Source organism: Sediminibacillus halophilus, from assembly GCF_900103695.1.
Taxonomy (GTDB): domain Bacteria; phylum Bacillota; class Bacilli; order Bacillales; family Amphibacillaceae; genus Sediminibacillus; species Sediminibacillus halophilus.
Map to the genome: position 1 here is coordinate 14,154 of NZ_FNHF01000008.1, position 14,937 is coordinate 29,090.

Sequence of the window (14,937 nt, forward strand, 5' to 3'; positions counted from 1 at the left end):
TGATACAGTGAAAAATAGAAAATATTATGAAGTAAATTGCTCTGTCAAAATGACGCTCTTCTCAGACAGAGAGCTTTATCTGGAAACGAGGGGAAAGTTCAGATACAATAATCATAGGAACCAAAAGTTGGAGGGAATACATAATGAATAATGAAACAAAGCAGTTGTTCCGGGAACTGACGGAATTGCAGGGTGCTCCTGGCAATGAACATTTAGTAAGAAAATTTATGAAACAACAATTGGAAACGTATGCGGATGAGGTTATACAGGACCGCCTAGGTGGTGTATTCGGTGTCAAAAATGGTGAAGGGCCGAAAGTAATGGTGGCTGGCCATATGGATGAGGTAGGTTTTATGGTCACACAAATCACGAAAAACGGAATGATTCGTTTTCAAACGCTTGGCGGCTGGTGGTCTCAGGTATTGCTTGCCCAGCGAGTGCAAATCATGACCGATAATGGCCCTGTTATCGGGGTGATCGGTTCGATTCCACCACACAATTTAACGGAGGCACAACGTAAAAAGCCGATGGAACAAAAAAATATGCTGATCGACATCGGGGCTGATGATGAGGAAGATGTTAAACGGATCGGTGTGAAGCCCGGACAGCAGGTCGTTCCTGTGACACCTTTCACTCCTATGGCTAATGAAAAGAAAATATTGGCTAAGGCTTGGGATAACCGCTATGGATGTGGCTTGTCGATTGAGCTATTAAAAGAGTTGCAAGGTGAAAAACTGCCAAACCAATTATTTTCTGGTGCAACTGTACAGGAGGAAGTCGGTTTGCGTGGTGCTCAAGTTGCGGCAAATATGATTCAGCCTGATGTGTTTTATGCGCTTGATGCCTCTCCTGCAAATGATATGTCTGGGGACGACAAGGAATTCGGCCAACTTGGAAAAGGCGCCCTGTTACGTATATTTGACCGCTCCATGATCACCCATCATGGGATGAGGGATTTTGTGTTGGATACTGCTGAGTCTAACGATATTCCTTATCAATACTTTATTTCCCAAGGCGGAACCGATGCTGGGCGAGTTCATATTTCCAATGAGGGAGTTCCATCTGCAGTGATTGGAATTTGTTCACGTTATATCCATACGCACGCTTCTATTATTCATGTGGATGACTATGCAGCAGCAAAAGAATTAATTGTTAAGCTGGTGAAAACAACAGATAAAGCTGCTGTAGAACAAATTCATCAACAAGGCTGAAATTTGAGTTTGTCGCTGTAAAGGCTGGTTAATAAACCGCTGCTGCGATTTGGAAAAGGATGACCGTTAATGAAAATTTATATAGGTTCAATGAACCCTGCGAAGATCAAAGCTGTGAAAAATGTATTTCCAGAGGATGAAGTAGTTGAAATGGATGTAGCTTCCAAGGTTTCGCTGCAGCCATTTTCAGATGAAGAGACCATGGAGGGAGCAGTGAACCGGGCAAGAGAATGTGCGTCCATGAATCCGGATAGTATTGGAATTGGCCTAGAGGGCGGAGTTATGGAATTAAATGAGGAGCTATACTTGTGCAACTGGGGGGCGCTCATTAGTGAGAATGGAAAGACCTTTCTAGCGAGTGGTGCCAGGATTCCTCTCCCACATGAAGTTGCAGCGCAGTTGGAAAAAGGGATCGAGCTTGGCGAAGTAATGGATGAATTTGCTCAGCGACAGGATATCCGAAAAAAAGAGGGTGCCATAGGTATTTTTACGAATGAACTGGTTAGCCGGGAGGAAATGTTCACCCATGTAATGAAGCTCCTTAAAGGACAATATCACTTTCAACAGTAATAATAAAAGATACCTTTTATGGCAATTACTAAGATATTGTGTAAGTAAAATAGTTGAATTAACAGGGATACAACATCCTAGAAGATGGGTGTGTATCACCATAGCTACTGAACAAAATTGCAAAAAACGCTTGGATATAAATTAAATATCCAAGCGTTTTTTATATTGTCTTGGGCAATACTAATATATCTGTAGTACCATCTTACAAGACTAGCAAAATAATATGCTTTTAAGGTGCAGGATCGTTTACTGTTCAGCTAATGACTCTGTTGTTTCTTCTCCTAAAACAAGCACTCCATCCCATTAATACAAGGTTTTATAAATTGGATAAACTATGTTCTCATTCGATGTATGTCCTATATTTAGGTAGGTTGAATCAATCATGACACAGCTTTGTAGTATTGCTTCTTTGATGGTCGTAAACTAATGAAGAGTAAGACCCCCGTTAAAAACAACATGAAGATTGCACCTGAGACAACAACTAACTTAATAGATAATAATTCGGCTCCCACGGCGAATATTGAAGTAACAATTATGACTAACAAAGCCTCCAGAAACCCATAAAGGCTTCCAATCCGACCAATGACCTCTACCGGTATATTGTTTTGATAGAAAGTATAAAAGCCGGTATTTGCAAAAGCAAGTGAAAATGCTAAGACAAACACCCCGATAGACGCAATGATGAAATTATTAGAAAAAGCAAAAATAATATATCCCGCTGATACCATTACGGAGCCCAAGCCAATAATAAAGGAAAGTGCTAATTTTTTCGTATATATCGCATTAATTAATGAACCCATAAGAATGCCTGCACCAGCAATACTTACAAGAAAGCCATATTCATCATCTGAAAGAGAAATAACTTCTTTCGAGAATGCTACTTCAAGTGAATCAACAGCGGTTTGCATGACAACAAAAGCGCTAAATAGAAAATAAACTGTCATTACATATAAATAACTACGACTAAATTGAAATACTACCTTTAAATCTTCCTTTATTACTATTAGTGATATATTTTGGGTAGCTCGATTATTTAGTATCCCCTTCTCAACATTAGGCATCAATAAGGTGACAAAAGCTGAAAAGTAAAACGATAATGCATTAATTAAAATGGCATAGACAGGCGTTCCTACTAAAAAAAGTACTCCTGTGATTGCAGGACCAAGTAAAAATGCACCAGAATCAAGTAGACTTCTTAAGGAATTAAATCTTTGCCTTTGTTCTCTGGGAATTAATCTAGTTATATAGCTAACAGAAGTTGGATTATATAAGGAACTTGCAATATTAATAAAAAAGACAAGTAAATAAATAAGCCATAATGTGTCAGTCGAAAATATTAAGCATGTAATAAGCATTCCTTGGATCATGTCCAACCATACCATTAGGTGCTTTTTATTTGCGCGGTCAATAACACTACCACCCCATAAGTTGGTAAATAACGTAGCCAGTGGTCGGATTATATAAAGCGCTGAAACTGCAAGGGGAGATCCTGTCATATTAAATACTATTACATTCAACGTAAGAAAGTATATCCATGTTCCAATATTAGAAACACCTATCCCACATAATAAAATGGAAGGGTACTTCCAATAATCCACTATTTTTCTGAAATTCATATTTAACCTCCTGAGGTGATGGATTTAAAATATCTCTAGATTTCATTTTTAAAAAAAAACTCACCCCCAAGACATTAGCCTTGGGGGCGAGTTTTGGATATTTTATAATCGCGGTGCCACCCCAGTTTGTCAATATGTCACCATATTAACCTCTTTAAGTACGGCAAAAAATTGCTTATACTTTAGCTCTATAACAGGAGCACCTGTCACGCCATCATCTACCGGAATCCAACGTGATGCTCTGAGGCTTGTTTCAATGAAATAAATCATGCTCCTTTTCAGCATTTGGAGCTCTCTGTTATGATTTGATTTCATTTACTCTTCTCTTCATCGCATTTTTGACAAAAATCTTTAATTTTATATAGGTTATCATGTAAAAGGTGAAAACTCAATATTCAAATAATCATTGATACATAAGCAGAAAATTAAGGTTAATTCATGATCGAATGTTAATTAATAGGATAACGAAACAACTTATCTTCCATGGACAGAGGGATTATTACCTGCATAAAGGGAATAGTCGAGCCCTGGTTATTATGTTGATATTCTATCAGCGGCTCACTCAAAAAGGTAAGCAAGGACATCGAGCGCCTGGCTTGTGGTTTCGACGGTGACATTTGCTTTATTCGACAATTCTTTGAGCGGGTGAATCAATGATTCAGGCCGTATGATAATTGTTGGTTTTTTTAATGCAATAGCAGTGGCAGCATCCATTGCCGTATTCCACTGTTTGTAACTTTCACCAAATAGGGCAATAACAAAATCAGCTTTGTTCATCAAAACTTCTGTTCTAAAATTGTTAATTGCCGAAGCTGCTTCATCACGATAGAGCTTTCCAGGCTGTTCACCCAAAATTTCATCCCCGATTTTATCTGATAGTTCATGGTTCTCCTGCGGACCGACGAACTGAAAGGACAAACCTCTTTCTTTTGCATTTTCTTTCAGCTCCGACCGCCAGTTATCGTGTATCTGGCCGGCTAAGTAAACAGTGAAATCCATTGAACAACACCCCTTTTTTGATTTTTTTCATTGTACCATTAGTAGATTAATTCTGCTTCCTGGATGCCTGAACAGTAGTGGAAGTTATTGTTATCGACAAATTTCGGTTCTGTGCTTGTCAAACAGAAAAATAATAGTATGATATAAGAGGGAAAATAAGAAGCAACCGAATCAGGAGGAAAGAACGTGAACAAATGGAAATTTGGTCAGCTGATCGCCTCTGCCTTGATAGTAGTTCTTTTGGCTGGCTGTACATTAAAAGCTGAAAGCAAAGCATTTGATGAAGCAATGACTGTAACCGACTCGGTCTTTAAAAAAGCAAAACCGGAAACCAATAACGAACTGGATGGTTTAGCTGTATATATTCCGGACAACTTGGAAATCGCTGAAAACACTAATAATAATTTGATATTGGAAGATGGGGAGCAAACCTATATTTTATTTTACAATCGGTTTGAACCTGCTATCAGCGAGATTAATTATCAAGAAGCAGAAGAAGCGAAAGATAATGCTCTTTTAGAGTCATTTAAGGAGAAAGACAGGTTCGGCTACCTTAAAATTTCCGAACCTGAAGGACGGAAATACGAACTACAGGTAGGGACAGGCAGCGTGAAAGTGACGACGTTGACAACCAAAAACCAATTAGAAAAAGATGCACAGATGATGATGAAAATGGCTAGGTCTGTTTCCTATTAAAAGAGGCTGTTCCACAAGTGTTTAATACCTTATGGGACAGCCTCTTTACTAATTTTTATAAATGCTCCTTTTTTGCCACGTCATCTGTAAATTCATGTTTTTCTTCTAGAGGTTCTTCAACCGATTGTTCATCTAAATGTTCATTCAACTTCTCGTCTGTTTGCGTCTCACTTTCTATCACCGTTTCTTCATCTGTTTCAGCGGCATTTTCATCTTTGTCTAGATCCAATGCAGCGGCTGCTTCCTCATTGTCTGTCAGATAATAATCCGTGTCATCAATCCCATTTTCTATTTTTTCGGAATCTTGTTCTACGATGTCTTGAAAACGTGTCTCGTCTAAATTAAATTGACTGACTTCAGCTGCAAGTTCCTGAGAAAGCCCCTGCAAATCGACTGCAGACTGATTTACCTCTTCAATAGATTGGGATTGTGTTTCACTGGAAGCAGCAACTTCTTCTGCTGTTGCAACTGCTTCTTCCGAAATGACGCTGATTTGCTCCATTTTTTCCCGTAAGTCATTATTGGCGCTGCCTACATCCTGTAGAGAATCTTTTACCCCTTTAATTTTATCGTTCATCTTATAGATATGATTTGCAATGCGATGAAACGCAGCTTTTGTCTGATCGACTGCCGTTGATTGTTCCTGTTGGTAGGTGTCAAATTTTCCTGCTTCTGTTGTTAAATTATGCATTTGGGCATGCATTGTTTTGACCAACTGCTGAATTTCCTGGGCTTCGTGCTTTGATCTCTCTGCCAATTTCCGAACCTCGTCAGCAACGACGGCAAAGCCTCTGCCGCTTTCGCCGGCCCTTGCAGATTCAATCGCGGCATTCAGGGCAAGCAGGTTTGTACTATCCGCTATTTCTTCAATTGCCGATACAATCGATGTTATCTGTTTCGATTGGTCGGCTGCCTGTTTGACTTCAGAGGAAAGGTGTCCGGCTAAGTCAATAAAAGAGGTCGATGTTCCCTCCAAGGTTTTCATCGTTTCTAGGCCGGTGTTTCCTTCTTTTTCAGCCAGTTCCAGTGCGTCCGATATATCCACTGCTGCATTGTTCGTATTGGTTATTGCTCCCGATACTGCTTCTATTAACTGAGAGCTTTCCTCTATGCGTAAAGCTTGATTTTGTGAACCAGTCGCGACCTGGTTAATCGCTTCATTGACTTCTTCTGTCTGTGCCGATGACTGTTCGCTGATGGCCGCAAGATTGGTTGATGAATCACTTAATACTTTAGAAGCATTGTTCACCTTTAACATGGACTGTTCCATTTTTTGCGCCATGGAATTGAAAGTATCTGCCAACTCGGCCATCTCATCTTTCGTTGTAATCGGTACTCGGTAGGCCAAATTTCCGTCTCCGATTATTTGCGCTCCTTCTTTCAAGGAACTGATAGACCGGCCGATAGAACGGATAAGGATTAAGCCGATAATGCTCATTGTTAGTAAAGCAAGCACTCCGAGAATGATAAATAATGTCGTCATGTTTTGTCGTGCATTTGCCTGATCTGCTGATAGTTTGCTGCTGATAGTTTCTGCTTCTGTTTTCACCTGCTCAACCTGGGAAGAAACATCATCCGCTACCTTGGAAAAAGAGTCGGTTATGGCTGCGGACTGGGTGTTAGTATTGGCGATAGTATTTAATGACTGCTGGTACTTCAGTAAACCGCTGCTGATTTCGGAAGATTCTTTTTCACTTAACTCTGAGTTCTCAATCAAATTGGAAAAGGCACGTGTTGCCTCAGTTAACTTACTTTCTGCTTCTCCGTCTTTCCCTTGTTCTATGTACTCTTGCTCCAACACTTTTATTTCCATCAAGGCACTATCCAATTCAGGACTGTCGAGACCGTCCACTAATTTTTCAAATTCGGCAAAGGTCTCCTTTATGGTCTTGAGTAATCCTTCTTCTTCGGAAAAACCAACCATCCGGTACATATTGACCATAGGTTCCATCTGTTCTTTATACTTTGCAGCATTTTCGGAAATGGCGGTAAAGTTTTCAGCGATTGCCTGGTAGTTTTTATGTTCATCTGCAAAGTTACTCGCAGAACTTTCTACATCACTGATTGCTTTTTCCATTTCTTCTGCACTTTCCTGACTGGGTGACGCAAGGAACTGTTGTTCTTTTTGCCTTGTGAGTGACATCTCATATCTAATTTCGTCACTATCCATCAACGCCTTTTGTACATCTGTCTTTTCTTCCTCCCACTGTGAATGTTTGTTGAGAAAATAACCTGCGAATACGCCGAGAAAAACAATACTAATTACGGATAGCCCCAAAATTAAGCGCACCCGGTTTCGGATAGATCCCACGTATAGGCCCCCTTTTGTCTATTCTGTGATTTGCAAGATCTGTCGTAATAGGACATTTTTCGTAAGACAGAAATGCTACTATATGACTAATTATAGAGTTATTCGAATAGAAAGACAATTAATCTTTTGAAAATTGTCAATAAAATAACAGGAATTGTCTTGTCAGGCCAGTTTGTGTAAGATTATATTTAGGAATCTTGCAAAGGAGACGGGAAAATGAAAGAGTTTTTATATAAAAAAGGGGTCACGCTATCAGCAAAGGATTACTTCATAACCGCTTTAAGCTATATGGCATTAGGACTGTTTTCCTCTCTCATCATTGGTACGATCATCAACACGATCGGTGTTCAATTACATATCGATTCACTCGAGGAAATGGGCAGTTTCGCGATGGAAACAAAAATTTGGGGAGGGGCAATCGGCACTGCGATTGCTTACGGACTAAAAGCACCGCCGCTTGTTGTGTTCGCAGCTCTGTTCAGTGGTGCATTCGGAGCGGAGTTGGGAGGACCGGCTGGAAGTTATGTTTCAGCATTGCTTGCTACCGAAATAGGAAAGGTCATTTACAAAGAAACAAGGCTCGATATCTTGCTAACGCCTTTTCTGACGATAGCAGCTGGATTTTTTACAGCCAAGTTTATCGGGCCTCCCATCCAGACAGCATTAACATGGTTTGGTGAAATCGTCAACTGGTCTACCGAACAACAGCCATTGATTATGGGCATTATTGTGGCTGTTCTAATGGGATGGGCGTTGACGGCACCGATCTCCAGTGTAGCTATCGCCTTGATGCTATCTTTGGAAGGACTGGCGGCAGGGGCTGCAACTGTCGGTTGTGCTGCGCAAATGGTCGGATTTGCCGTTGCAAGTTATCGCGATAATGGTTTGGGTGGTTTGCTGGCGCAAGGCATTGGAACATCCATGCTGCAGGTCGGAAATATAATCAAGAAGCCGATCATATTATTGCCGCCAACCATCGCAGGGGCACTGTTAGCCCCTTTCGCGACAGTCGTTTTTGCTTTAGTCAACAACCCGTCGGGAGCGGGAATGGGGACAGCGGGACTTGTTGGGCAAATTATGACATTTGAATCGATGGGATTCAGCATGGATACTCTTTGGATCGTTCTTGGTTTACATATTGTCGGGCCGGCAGCTATCAGTTTCATTGTTGCAGAACTGCTTAGGAAACGGGGATGGATTCAGGCTGGAGACATGAAAATTGATTATGAGTAAAAACATGCTATCATGAAAAACGGAGGTGTCGAATAATGAAAGAACTAGAATCTAAAGAGGCCTTTTCACAATGGAAAAAGGAAAAAGCCATTTTCATGTTTTCAGCAGACTGGTGTCCAGACTGCAGAGTAATTGAGCCGATACTGCCGGAAATAGAAGCGGAATATAAGGAATATACATTTATCTATGTGGATCGCGATAAATTTATCGATTTATGTGCTGAACTGGATATTTTCGGTATCCCAAGTTTTCTTGCCTTCGATCAAGGCGAAGAAATTGGCCGTTTTGTCAGCAAAGACCGAAAAACGAAAGAAGAAATTGAGACATTCATCGAAAAGTTACCAGTTAATCAATAAGGAATATAGCTGCTTTCCCGTTTTTTACCAAAGCTGGGAAAGCAGCTTGTTTGTTAGCAGACTTTTTTCGTCAGCAGCAGCTGAATGCTTTCAGTTTATTGGTGAACTGTTTAATGCTAAAATAATGAGAGGCAGTTTTGTTTCCGAAAGGAGGAACAGATAAGAATGAAAATGACCAGTATTAAAATGAAAAAGAAATTGGAAGAAAGAATGAATAATCCGGAATGGAATACTTCCTTTAATAGAGATAAAGATACTTTTCGAATTGAATGGAAACATTCCCATCAAGGGATAACCGTCACCATTCCCAATATCATAGCCAAATATGAACGGAGGGGCGAAGCAGCTTTAGATGAGCTGGAGGACCATATTGAAGAAGCTTTACGAATTATGGATCAGACGAATGAGTTGAGCGGAAAAGAAAAGAACATCTTTCCTGTCATCCGTGCTACTTCATTCCCGAAAAAGTCAAAGTCCGGGAAACAAATGGTAGTGACTGAACATACGGCAGAAACACGCATTTATTATGCGCTTGATTTGGGGAAATCTTATCAGCTGATCGACCAGTCCATGTTGGAGGAGGAAGAATGGACACAGGAACGGCTCGAAGAAGTTGCTGCCTTCAATGTGCGTTCCCTTCCCACCGACATGAACCATGACCAGGTTGCCGGCAATGACTTTTACTTTATGGCCAGCCAGGATGGTTATGATGCAAGCAGAATCCTTAATGAGTCGCTTCTTGAAGAAATGAAAGCGAATAGTAAAGGAGAGCTTGCGGTAGCAGTTCCGCACCAGGACGTGTTGATTTTTGCCGACATTCAAAATAAAATGGGCTATGATATATTAGCGCAGATGACCATGAAATTTTTCGCTGAAGGAAGAGTACCGATTACTTCATTGCCCTTCATGTATGAGGACAAGCATTTAGAACCGGTCTTCATCCTTGCAAAAAACAAACCGGAAACCCAGCAGAACTCAGGAGAGGATGAATAAGAAGATGGATGTATATTACAATCCAAATGGAATAGGCGATGTTCTGATTGTTCCTATCAAACAAGGGGATCGCCATCACATCAAAAAGGACACATTTGGGAAAGTTGTAAAGATTACCGATGAACAGAATGGAGCGTTACTGGGATATAATATCTTCGATGCTGCTTCCCAACTGTCTCTTGCAGAAACGGGTAAAATAACACTGACAGAGGAACTAGCAGCCAGCATACAGGATGTATTTTCTCAGAATGGCTTGCAGGAGGCTTTTGATGTGGATCTAACTCCTAAATTTGTCGTCGGTTTTGTGAAGGAAAAACAGCCTCATGAAAATGCGGATAAATTAAGTGTCTGTCAGGTGGACACTGGAGATGAAACCCTGCAAATCGTGTGCGGCGCACCGAATATCGACAAAGAACAAAAGGTAGTTGTCGCGAAAGTAGGCGCCGTCATGCCAAGCGGTATGGAGATTAAGCCGACCAAGCTTAGAGGTGTCGATTCTTTTGGCATGATCTGTTCTCAAAAAGAGCTCGGTCTTCCGAATGCTCCAAAGGAAAAAGGGATTTACGTACTGGATGATGATTATCAAGTTGGACAAATCTTTGAATTTTAATTTTTCAAGCAGACCTTTGCCCTGTTAGATATGGGCAAAGGTTTTTCTATCCTGGGATGCAGATTAACATTATACCATCTGGAGGCGGGGAAAAAAGCATGTCATCAGTTAAATGCTAATTGACTCCGTTCAGTTTATTTGTATGGTCTCTTTTTATCCTGTTGTTTTCTGCATGCTTCGTATCGCTGCAACAAGGTACTGCGCGTTCCACGGGGACGGCTTCAACTTTTTTCAGAAAGTGAAGTGCCTTGCTGAAATGAGGGCTGCATTATTCACAAGAGAAGGGATGATTTTGTCAAAGTCCCTTTAGGTTCTACACAAGCCTAAAGATTAAACATAGAAACGCCGGCCACACTTTTGAAAAAGACGGTGAATCGCTGTTTTGGAAGCGGCTCATGCGACCAATCCTCTCGAGGTCTTCTTAAGAATAACTTCGTCTCTGCATCACTATTTGGCAAGTTCGCTTTACCTGGAATAGATTTGTGCTTTGCTTAAAAAATATGATTCATTTTATTTATCCAAATTGGTTGGGAAAACTGATAGAATAGTAAAGTAACTATTTATGAGAAAGAGTGAAGTCTATGTGGGAGCAACTAAAAAGAAAATTCAAACAGCTTTTGGCTGATGAGGAGCCAGAAACAGAAACAATACCACAGGAAAAAGACAGTCAAGAGAATAGCAGCACAAACCGTATACATACGAAAGTTTCTTATCAATATCCCAAAAATTCTTCCTTTAAATTTCCCGTCATTCCTGACATGCAGGAGAAAGGGGAAGGAGCAAGACCGGCATACGAGCGAAGAAAACCGGAGAAGAAGCACAAAGTCAATGAAACCAGTAGAAAAGATCAGGATCTGGACGTACACAGACCTGTTAAAAAACAACAAAATAAAGGCTCAACAAAGGTAGAGCCTGCTGAATCGAAACAACCATTCAAATTGACTGAGGTTCCATCCCCGATTTATGGTTTTCGCCAAGTCAAGAAGGACACTGATACTCCAGCTTTTTTGCGAAAACAAAAGGAGGAAGGGGTAAAGAGGGCGGAGAGTTCTCTCACAAAAAAGGATTCAAATCATGCAGAGATGGATGATAGAGGAATGGAGAATCCCCAGAAAGAACCGACGGGGGATTTACCACTGGAACCCCCCATTGATAGCAGTTGGGAGGCAAAAGATGCCGAACTGGAAAAACATTTGGAACAAAAAGATATAACAATTGCTGAAGCCGTATCCTTAAGTTCGAACGTTAGGGATAAAGAAAATTCAGAGGCAGAGCTTACAGAAGTAAGTGGCGAAACGGTAGAATCGACGACGGAGCGAGCGCAGGAAAGTTCTTATGAAAAAGAGAAAGTGGAAGAACAAGAAAAGCTTACGATGATGGAAGATAGGTGGGAAATCGCCGGAAATGGACTTGATTCCGAGAAAATGGAGGAACCAGTTGAACAGACGCTTTTCGATGAGAAGCAACAGGAACAGCATACTGATGCTAAGGAACCTCCGGTCCGACCTAAAACCCGGACACCGTTCAACGTTATCATGACGCCGAGGGATAAGCGCAACCGCTTCCGGAAAGAACGAAAAGAGGAAACTTCGGTTGAAAAGGAACCTAAGGGACCGCCGGGTTATTTGCTGAATGATCCAGTTCAAAAATCGCAGGAAAATCGTGATTGGGTGAATCAACAAATTGAATTACTTGAAACGACATTAGCTCATTTTCATGTCAAAGCTAAAGTAGTAAATGCGATGAGCGGCCCTGCTGTTACGAGATTTGAAGTTCAACCTGAGCTTGGTGTAAAGGTAAGCAAAATTAAAAACCTCAGCGATGATATAAAATTGAATATGGCTGCAAGGGATATAAGGATGGAAGCGCCGATTCCCGGCAAAAACGCAATCGGAATCGAGGTGCCCAATCCGCAGGCACAAGCGGTTGGGTTGCAGGAAATATTTTCAGCGGAAGTTTTTCGGGATGCAATGTCCCCGTTATCTGTGGCACTCGGTCTTGATATAGCCGGCAAGCCGATTGTCACGGACTTGCAGAAAATGCCGCACGGTTTAATTGCGGGTGCAACTGGATCGGGGAAAAGTGTCTGTATCAATACGATCTTGATTAGCCTTCTTTATAAAGCATCCCATAAAGATGTTAGGTTTCTGCTGATAGATCCGAAAATGGTAGAGCTTGCTCCCTATAATGAACTTCCACATTTGGTCTCCCCGGTCATTACCGATGTGAAAGCTGCAACCTCGGCTTTGAAGTGGGCTGTTAATGAGATGGAAGAGCGTTACGAGAAGTTTGTCAAAGAAGGTGTACGGGATGTAGAACGCTATAACCAAAAGATGAAGCAGCAACAGCGAGATGACGAGCATCTCCCTTACTTGGTGATCGTTATTGACGAACTGGCTGATTTGATGATGGTTTCCCCGCAAGATGTCGAAGATGCGATTTGCCGGATTGCTCAGAAAGCCAGGGCTTGCGGTATGCACTTATTGCTGGCAACGCAGCGTCCGTCAGTGGATGTCATCACAGGCCTGATAAAAGCAAATATTCCTACACGTATTGCGTTCAGCGTTTCTTCTCAAGTGGATTCACGGACGATCATCGATACCAATGGTGCGGAAAAATTACTCGGCAGGGGTGATATGCTCTTCTTGGAGAACGGATCGGGTCAGTCTGTCAGAATTCAAGGGGCATTCGTATCGGATGAGGAGATTGAGCGTGTGACGAATTATGTTAGAAAATTGGCGCCGACTAACTACCTGTTTGAACAGGAACAGCTGCTAGAACAAGTAAACGTCGAAGAAGAAGAGGATGAATTGTTCAACGAAGCCGTTGCATTCGTCCTTCAACAAAACGGCGCCAGCGCGTCCCTGCTGCAGCGACGTTTTAAAATAGGGTATAACCGTGCGGCAAGGCTGATTGATTATATGGAGTCTCACGGGATTATTTCCGAGCAAAAGGGAAGCAAACCACGTGATGTATTGATATCCAGTACACAAGCCGAGAGTTATCTGGAAGAATCTTATAAGTGAACACGACCCCCATTGAGATATCAATGGGGGTCGAATTCTGTCACGGCTAGTCATGAATCAGGAGGAAATAACTTGTCGTGAGCTTCAGCTTCTTATATGATAGAGAATGAACTATTATCATGGGTAAAGACAATCTCTAAGGAGTAATTGAACATGAAGGAAATCACACAAAAATTAAACGGCGAAATAAGCCGTTTAACGAATAAAACATTTAAATTTGATGAAAGAGTCAAAGAGGGCTGGTTTTCGGCAGTCTACTTTTTAAAGACCAGGGAAATTGCCAAGAATAAGGTTCCTGACAATTATGTAACCATGCAGTTTTTTCAAAAAGACCATGCTGTTTTATGCGGTACTGACGAAGCCATTGCATTGCTACATACTTTCGCCGACCACCCGGAGAAATTGGAAATACATTCTTTGAAGGACGGGGATAAGATCAGCCCTTTTGAGTCTGTATTGACGGTGACAGGCCCCTATCAATATTTTGGATATTTAGAAGGCATCATTGATGGAATACTAGCCAGAAGAACGTCAGTTGCCACGAATGTATATAATGTGGTAAAAGCCGCAAGGACATCCGGCAAGCAAAAGCCTGTGATTTTTATGGGAGACCGTGATGATCACTTTACACAGCAGGCCGGAGACGGCTATGCAGCATTTATTGGGGGATCTACGGCTCAGGCTACCCATGCCATGAATGAATGGTGGGGAAAGCAGGGAATGGGCACGATGCCACACGCTTTGATTCAAATGTTTGAAGGAGATATTGTAGAAGCTTCCAAAGCTTATCATCAATTGTATCCGGAAGACGACTTAATGGCACTAGTGGATTACAATAATGACGTGATTACCGATTCTTTAAAAGTCGCCCGTGAATTCGGTGAAACATTAAAAGGTGTTCGACTTGACACATCACGGACACTGGTGGATAAGTACTTCCTTCGCAACCAACATTTGATGGGCACATTTGATCCAAGGGGAGTGAACCCTGAATTGGTTTTTGCTTTGAGGCGTTCCCTGGATGAAGAGGGATACCAGCATGTGAAAATAATGGTCAGCGGTGGTTTTACCGAAAGCAGGATCAAAGAATTTGAAGAGTTGAAGGTGCCGGTTGATATGTATGGGATTGGTGGAAGCCTGTTAAAAATCAACATCGGTTTTACAGGAGACAATGTGTTGTTGAATGGCAAGCCACAAGCGAAAGAGGGCAGACGCTACCGCCCGAATCCACGGCTTGAAAAAGTAGACTTTGTCGATTCGGACCAATAGGATAGTTTGAAACATATGTTATCGGGAAAATCTATGTTATCGAGCGG

12 protein-coding genes and 1 other annotated feature are annotated in these 14,937 nt (G+C 41.5%); of the genes, 9 read left to right on the forward strand and 3 right to left on the reverse strand.

All coding sequences use genetic code 11. The features are described 5' to 3' along the window. The first annotated feature begins 143 nt into the window (after window positions 1-143). Window positions 144-1,211 (forward strand): M42 family metallopeptidase, encoded by a 1,068-nt coding sequence (locus BLR82_RS18885; RefSeq protein ID WP_074600997.1) that lies wholly within the window; start codon window positions 144-146, stop codon window positions 1,209-1,211. A gap of 69 nt (window positions 1,212-1,280) precedes the next feature. Continuing rightward, window positions 1,281-1,781: a DUF84 family protein gene (locus BLR82_RS18890; protein WP_074600998.1), complete on the forward strand. Its 501-nt coding sequence runs from the start codon at window positions 1,281-1,283 to the stop codon at window positions 1,779-1,781. Window positions 1,782-2,161: 380 nt separating this feature from the next. On the opposite strand, the gene BLR82_RS18895 is transcribed toward BLR82_RS18890, so the two are convergent. Then, a complete protein-coding gene (locus BLR82_RS18895; RefSeq protein ID WP_074600999.1) occupies window positions 2,162-3,397 on the reverse strand; it encodes an MFS transporter in 1,236 nt (411 codons plus the stop codon). A gap of 79 nt (window positions 3,398-3,476) precedes the next feature. Next, window positions 3,477-3,737, reverse strand: a binding site (T-box leader). Window positions 3,738-3,955: 218 nt separating this feature from the next. Next, on the reverse strand, window positions 3,956-4,396 hold the full coding sequence (locus BLR82_RS18905) for a YtoQ family protein (protein ID WP_074601001.1): 441 nt from the start codon (window positions 4,394-4,396) through the stop codon (window positions 3,956-3,958). Window positions 4,397-4,582: 186 nt separating this feature from the next. Here BLR82_RS18905 and BLR82_RS18910 point away from each other — a divergent pair, with 186 nt between their 5' ends. Continuing rightward, window positions 4,583-5,092, forward strand: a complete 510-nt coding sequence (locus BLR82_RS18910) for a hypothetical protein (protein ID WP_074601002.1) — start codon at window positions 4,583-4,585, stop codon at window positions 5,090-5,092. A 55-nt stretch (window positions 5,093-5,147) separates the two neighbouring features. Here BLR82_RS18910 and BLR82_RS21190 read toward each other — a convergent pair whose 3' ends face one another. Continuing rightward, the gene (locus tag BLR82_RS21190; RefSeq protein ID WP_074601003.1) at window positions 5,148-7,403 is read right to left on the reverse strand and encodes a methyl-accepting chemotaxis protein; all 2,256 of its coding nucleotides are present in this window, start codon (window positions 7,401-7,403) and stop codon (window positions 5,148-5,150) included. A 216-nt stretch (window positions 7,404-7,619) separates the two neighbouring features. On the opposite strand from BLR82_RS21190, the gene BLR82_RS18920 reads away from it, so the two are divergent. The 6 genes from BLR82_RS18920 to BLR82_RS18945 all read left to right on the forward strand — a co-directional run bounded on the left by BLR82_RS18920 (window position 7,620) and on the right by BLR82_RS18945 (window position 14,890). Continuing rightward, on the forward strand, window positions 7,620-8,636 hold the full coding sequence (locus BLR82_RS18920; RefSeq protein WP_074601004.1) for a PTS sugar transporter subunit IIC: 1,017 nt from the start codon (window positions 7,620-7,622) through the stop codon (window positions 8,634-8,636). A 35-nt stretch (window positions 8,637-8,671) separates the two neighbouring features. Continuing rightward, on the forward strand, window positions 8,672-8,992 hold the full coding sequence (locus tag BLR82_RS18925) for a thioredoxin family protein (RefSeq protein ID WP_074601005.1): 321 nt from the start codon (window positions 8,672-8,674) through the stop codon (window positions 8,990-8,992). Window positions 8,993-9,157: 165 nt separating this feature from the next. Continuing rightward, window positions 9,158-9,985: a DUF1444 domain-containing protein gene (locus BLR82_RS18930; RefSeq protein WP_074601006.1), complete on the forward strand. Its 828-nt coding sequence runs from the start codon at window positions 9,158-9,160 to the stop codon at window positions 9,983-9,985. A 4-nt stretch (window positions 9,986-9,989) separates the two neighbouring features. Beyond that, complete coding sequence (gene ytpR, locus BLR82_RS18935; protein ID WP_074601083.1) at window positions 9,990-10,595, forward strand: YtpR family tRNA-binding protein; 606 nt, start codon at window positions 9,990-9,992, stop codon at window positions 10,593-10,595. Between the two features lie 581 nt (window positions 10,596-11,176). Then, window positions 11,177-13,621, forward strand: coding sequence for a DNA translocase FtsK (locus BLR82_RS18940; protein ID WP_074601007.1), 2,445 nt, complete (start codon window positions 11,177-11,179; stop codon window positions 13,619-13,621). 153 nt (window positions 13,622-13,774) lie between these two features. After that, a complete protein-coding gene (locus BLR82_RS18945) occupies window positions 13,775-14,890 on the forward strand; it encodes a nicotinate phosphoribosyltransferase (RefSeq protein WP_074601008.1) in 1,116 nt (371 codons plus the stop codon). Window positions 14,891-14,937: the final 47 nt, after the last annotated feature.

Excerpts from the sequence above, each read along its gene's own strand:
- BLR82_RS18930 (WP_074601006.1), top strand. The coding sequence starts at position 9,158 with ATGAAAATGACCAGTATTAAAATGAAAAAGAAATTGGAAGAAAGAATG.
- BLR82_RS18940 (WP_074601007.1), top strand. The coding sequence starts at position 11,177 with ATGTGGGAGCAACTAAAAAGAAAATTCAAACAGCTTTTGGCTGATGAG.
- BLR82_RS18925 (WP_074601005.1), top strand. The coding sequence starts at position 8,672 with ATGAAAGAACTAGAATCTAAAGAGGCCTTTTCACAATGGAAAAAGGAA.
- BLR82_RS18885 (WP_074600997.1), top strand. The coding sequence starts at position 144 with ATGAATAATGAAACAAAGCAGTTGTTCCGGGAACTGACGGAATTGCAG.
- BLR82_RS18945 (WP_074601008.1), top strand. The coding sequence starts at position 13,775 with ATGAAGGAAATCACACAAAAATTAAACGGCGAAATAAGCCGTTTAACG.
- BLR82_RS18920 (WP_074601004.1), top strand. The coding sequence starts at position 7,620 with ATGAAAGAGTTTTTATATAAAAAAGGGGTCACGCTATCAGCAAAGGAT.
- BLR82_RS18890 (WP_074600998.1), top strand. The coding sequence starts at position 1,281 with ATGAAAATTTATATAGGTTCAATGAACCCTGCGAAGATCAAAGCTGTG.
- BLR82_RS18905 (WP_074601001.1), bottom strand. The coding sequence starts at position 4,396 with ATGGATTTCACTGTTTACTTAGCCGGCCAGATACACGATAACTGGCGG.
- BLR82_RS18895 (WP_074600999.1), bottom strand. The coding sequence starts at position 3,397 with ATGAATTTCAGAAAAATAGTGGATTATTGGAAGTACCCTTCCATTTTA.
- ytpR (WP_074601083.1), top strand. The coding sequence starts at position 9,990 with ATGGATGTATATTACAATCCAAATGGAATAGGCGATGTTCTGATTGTT.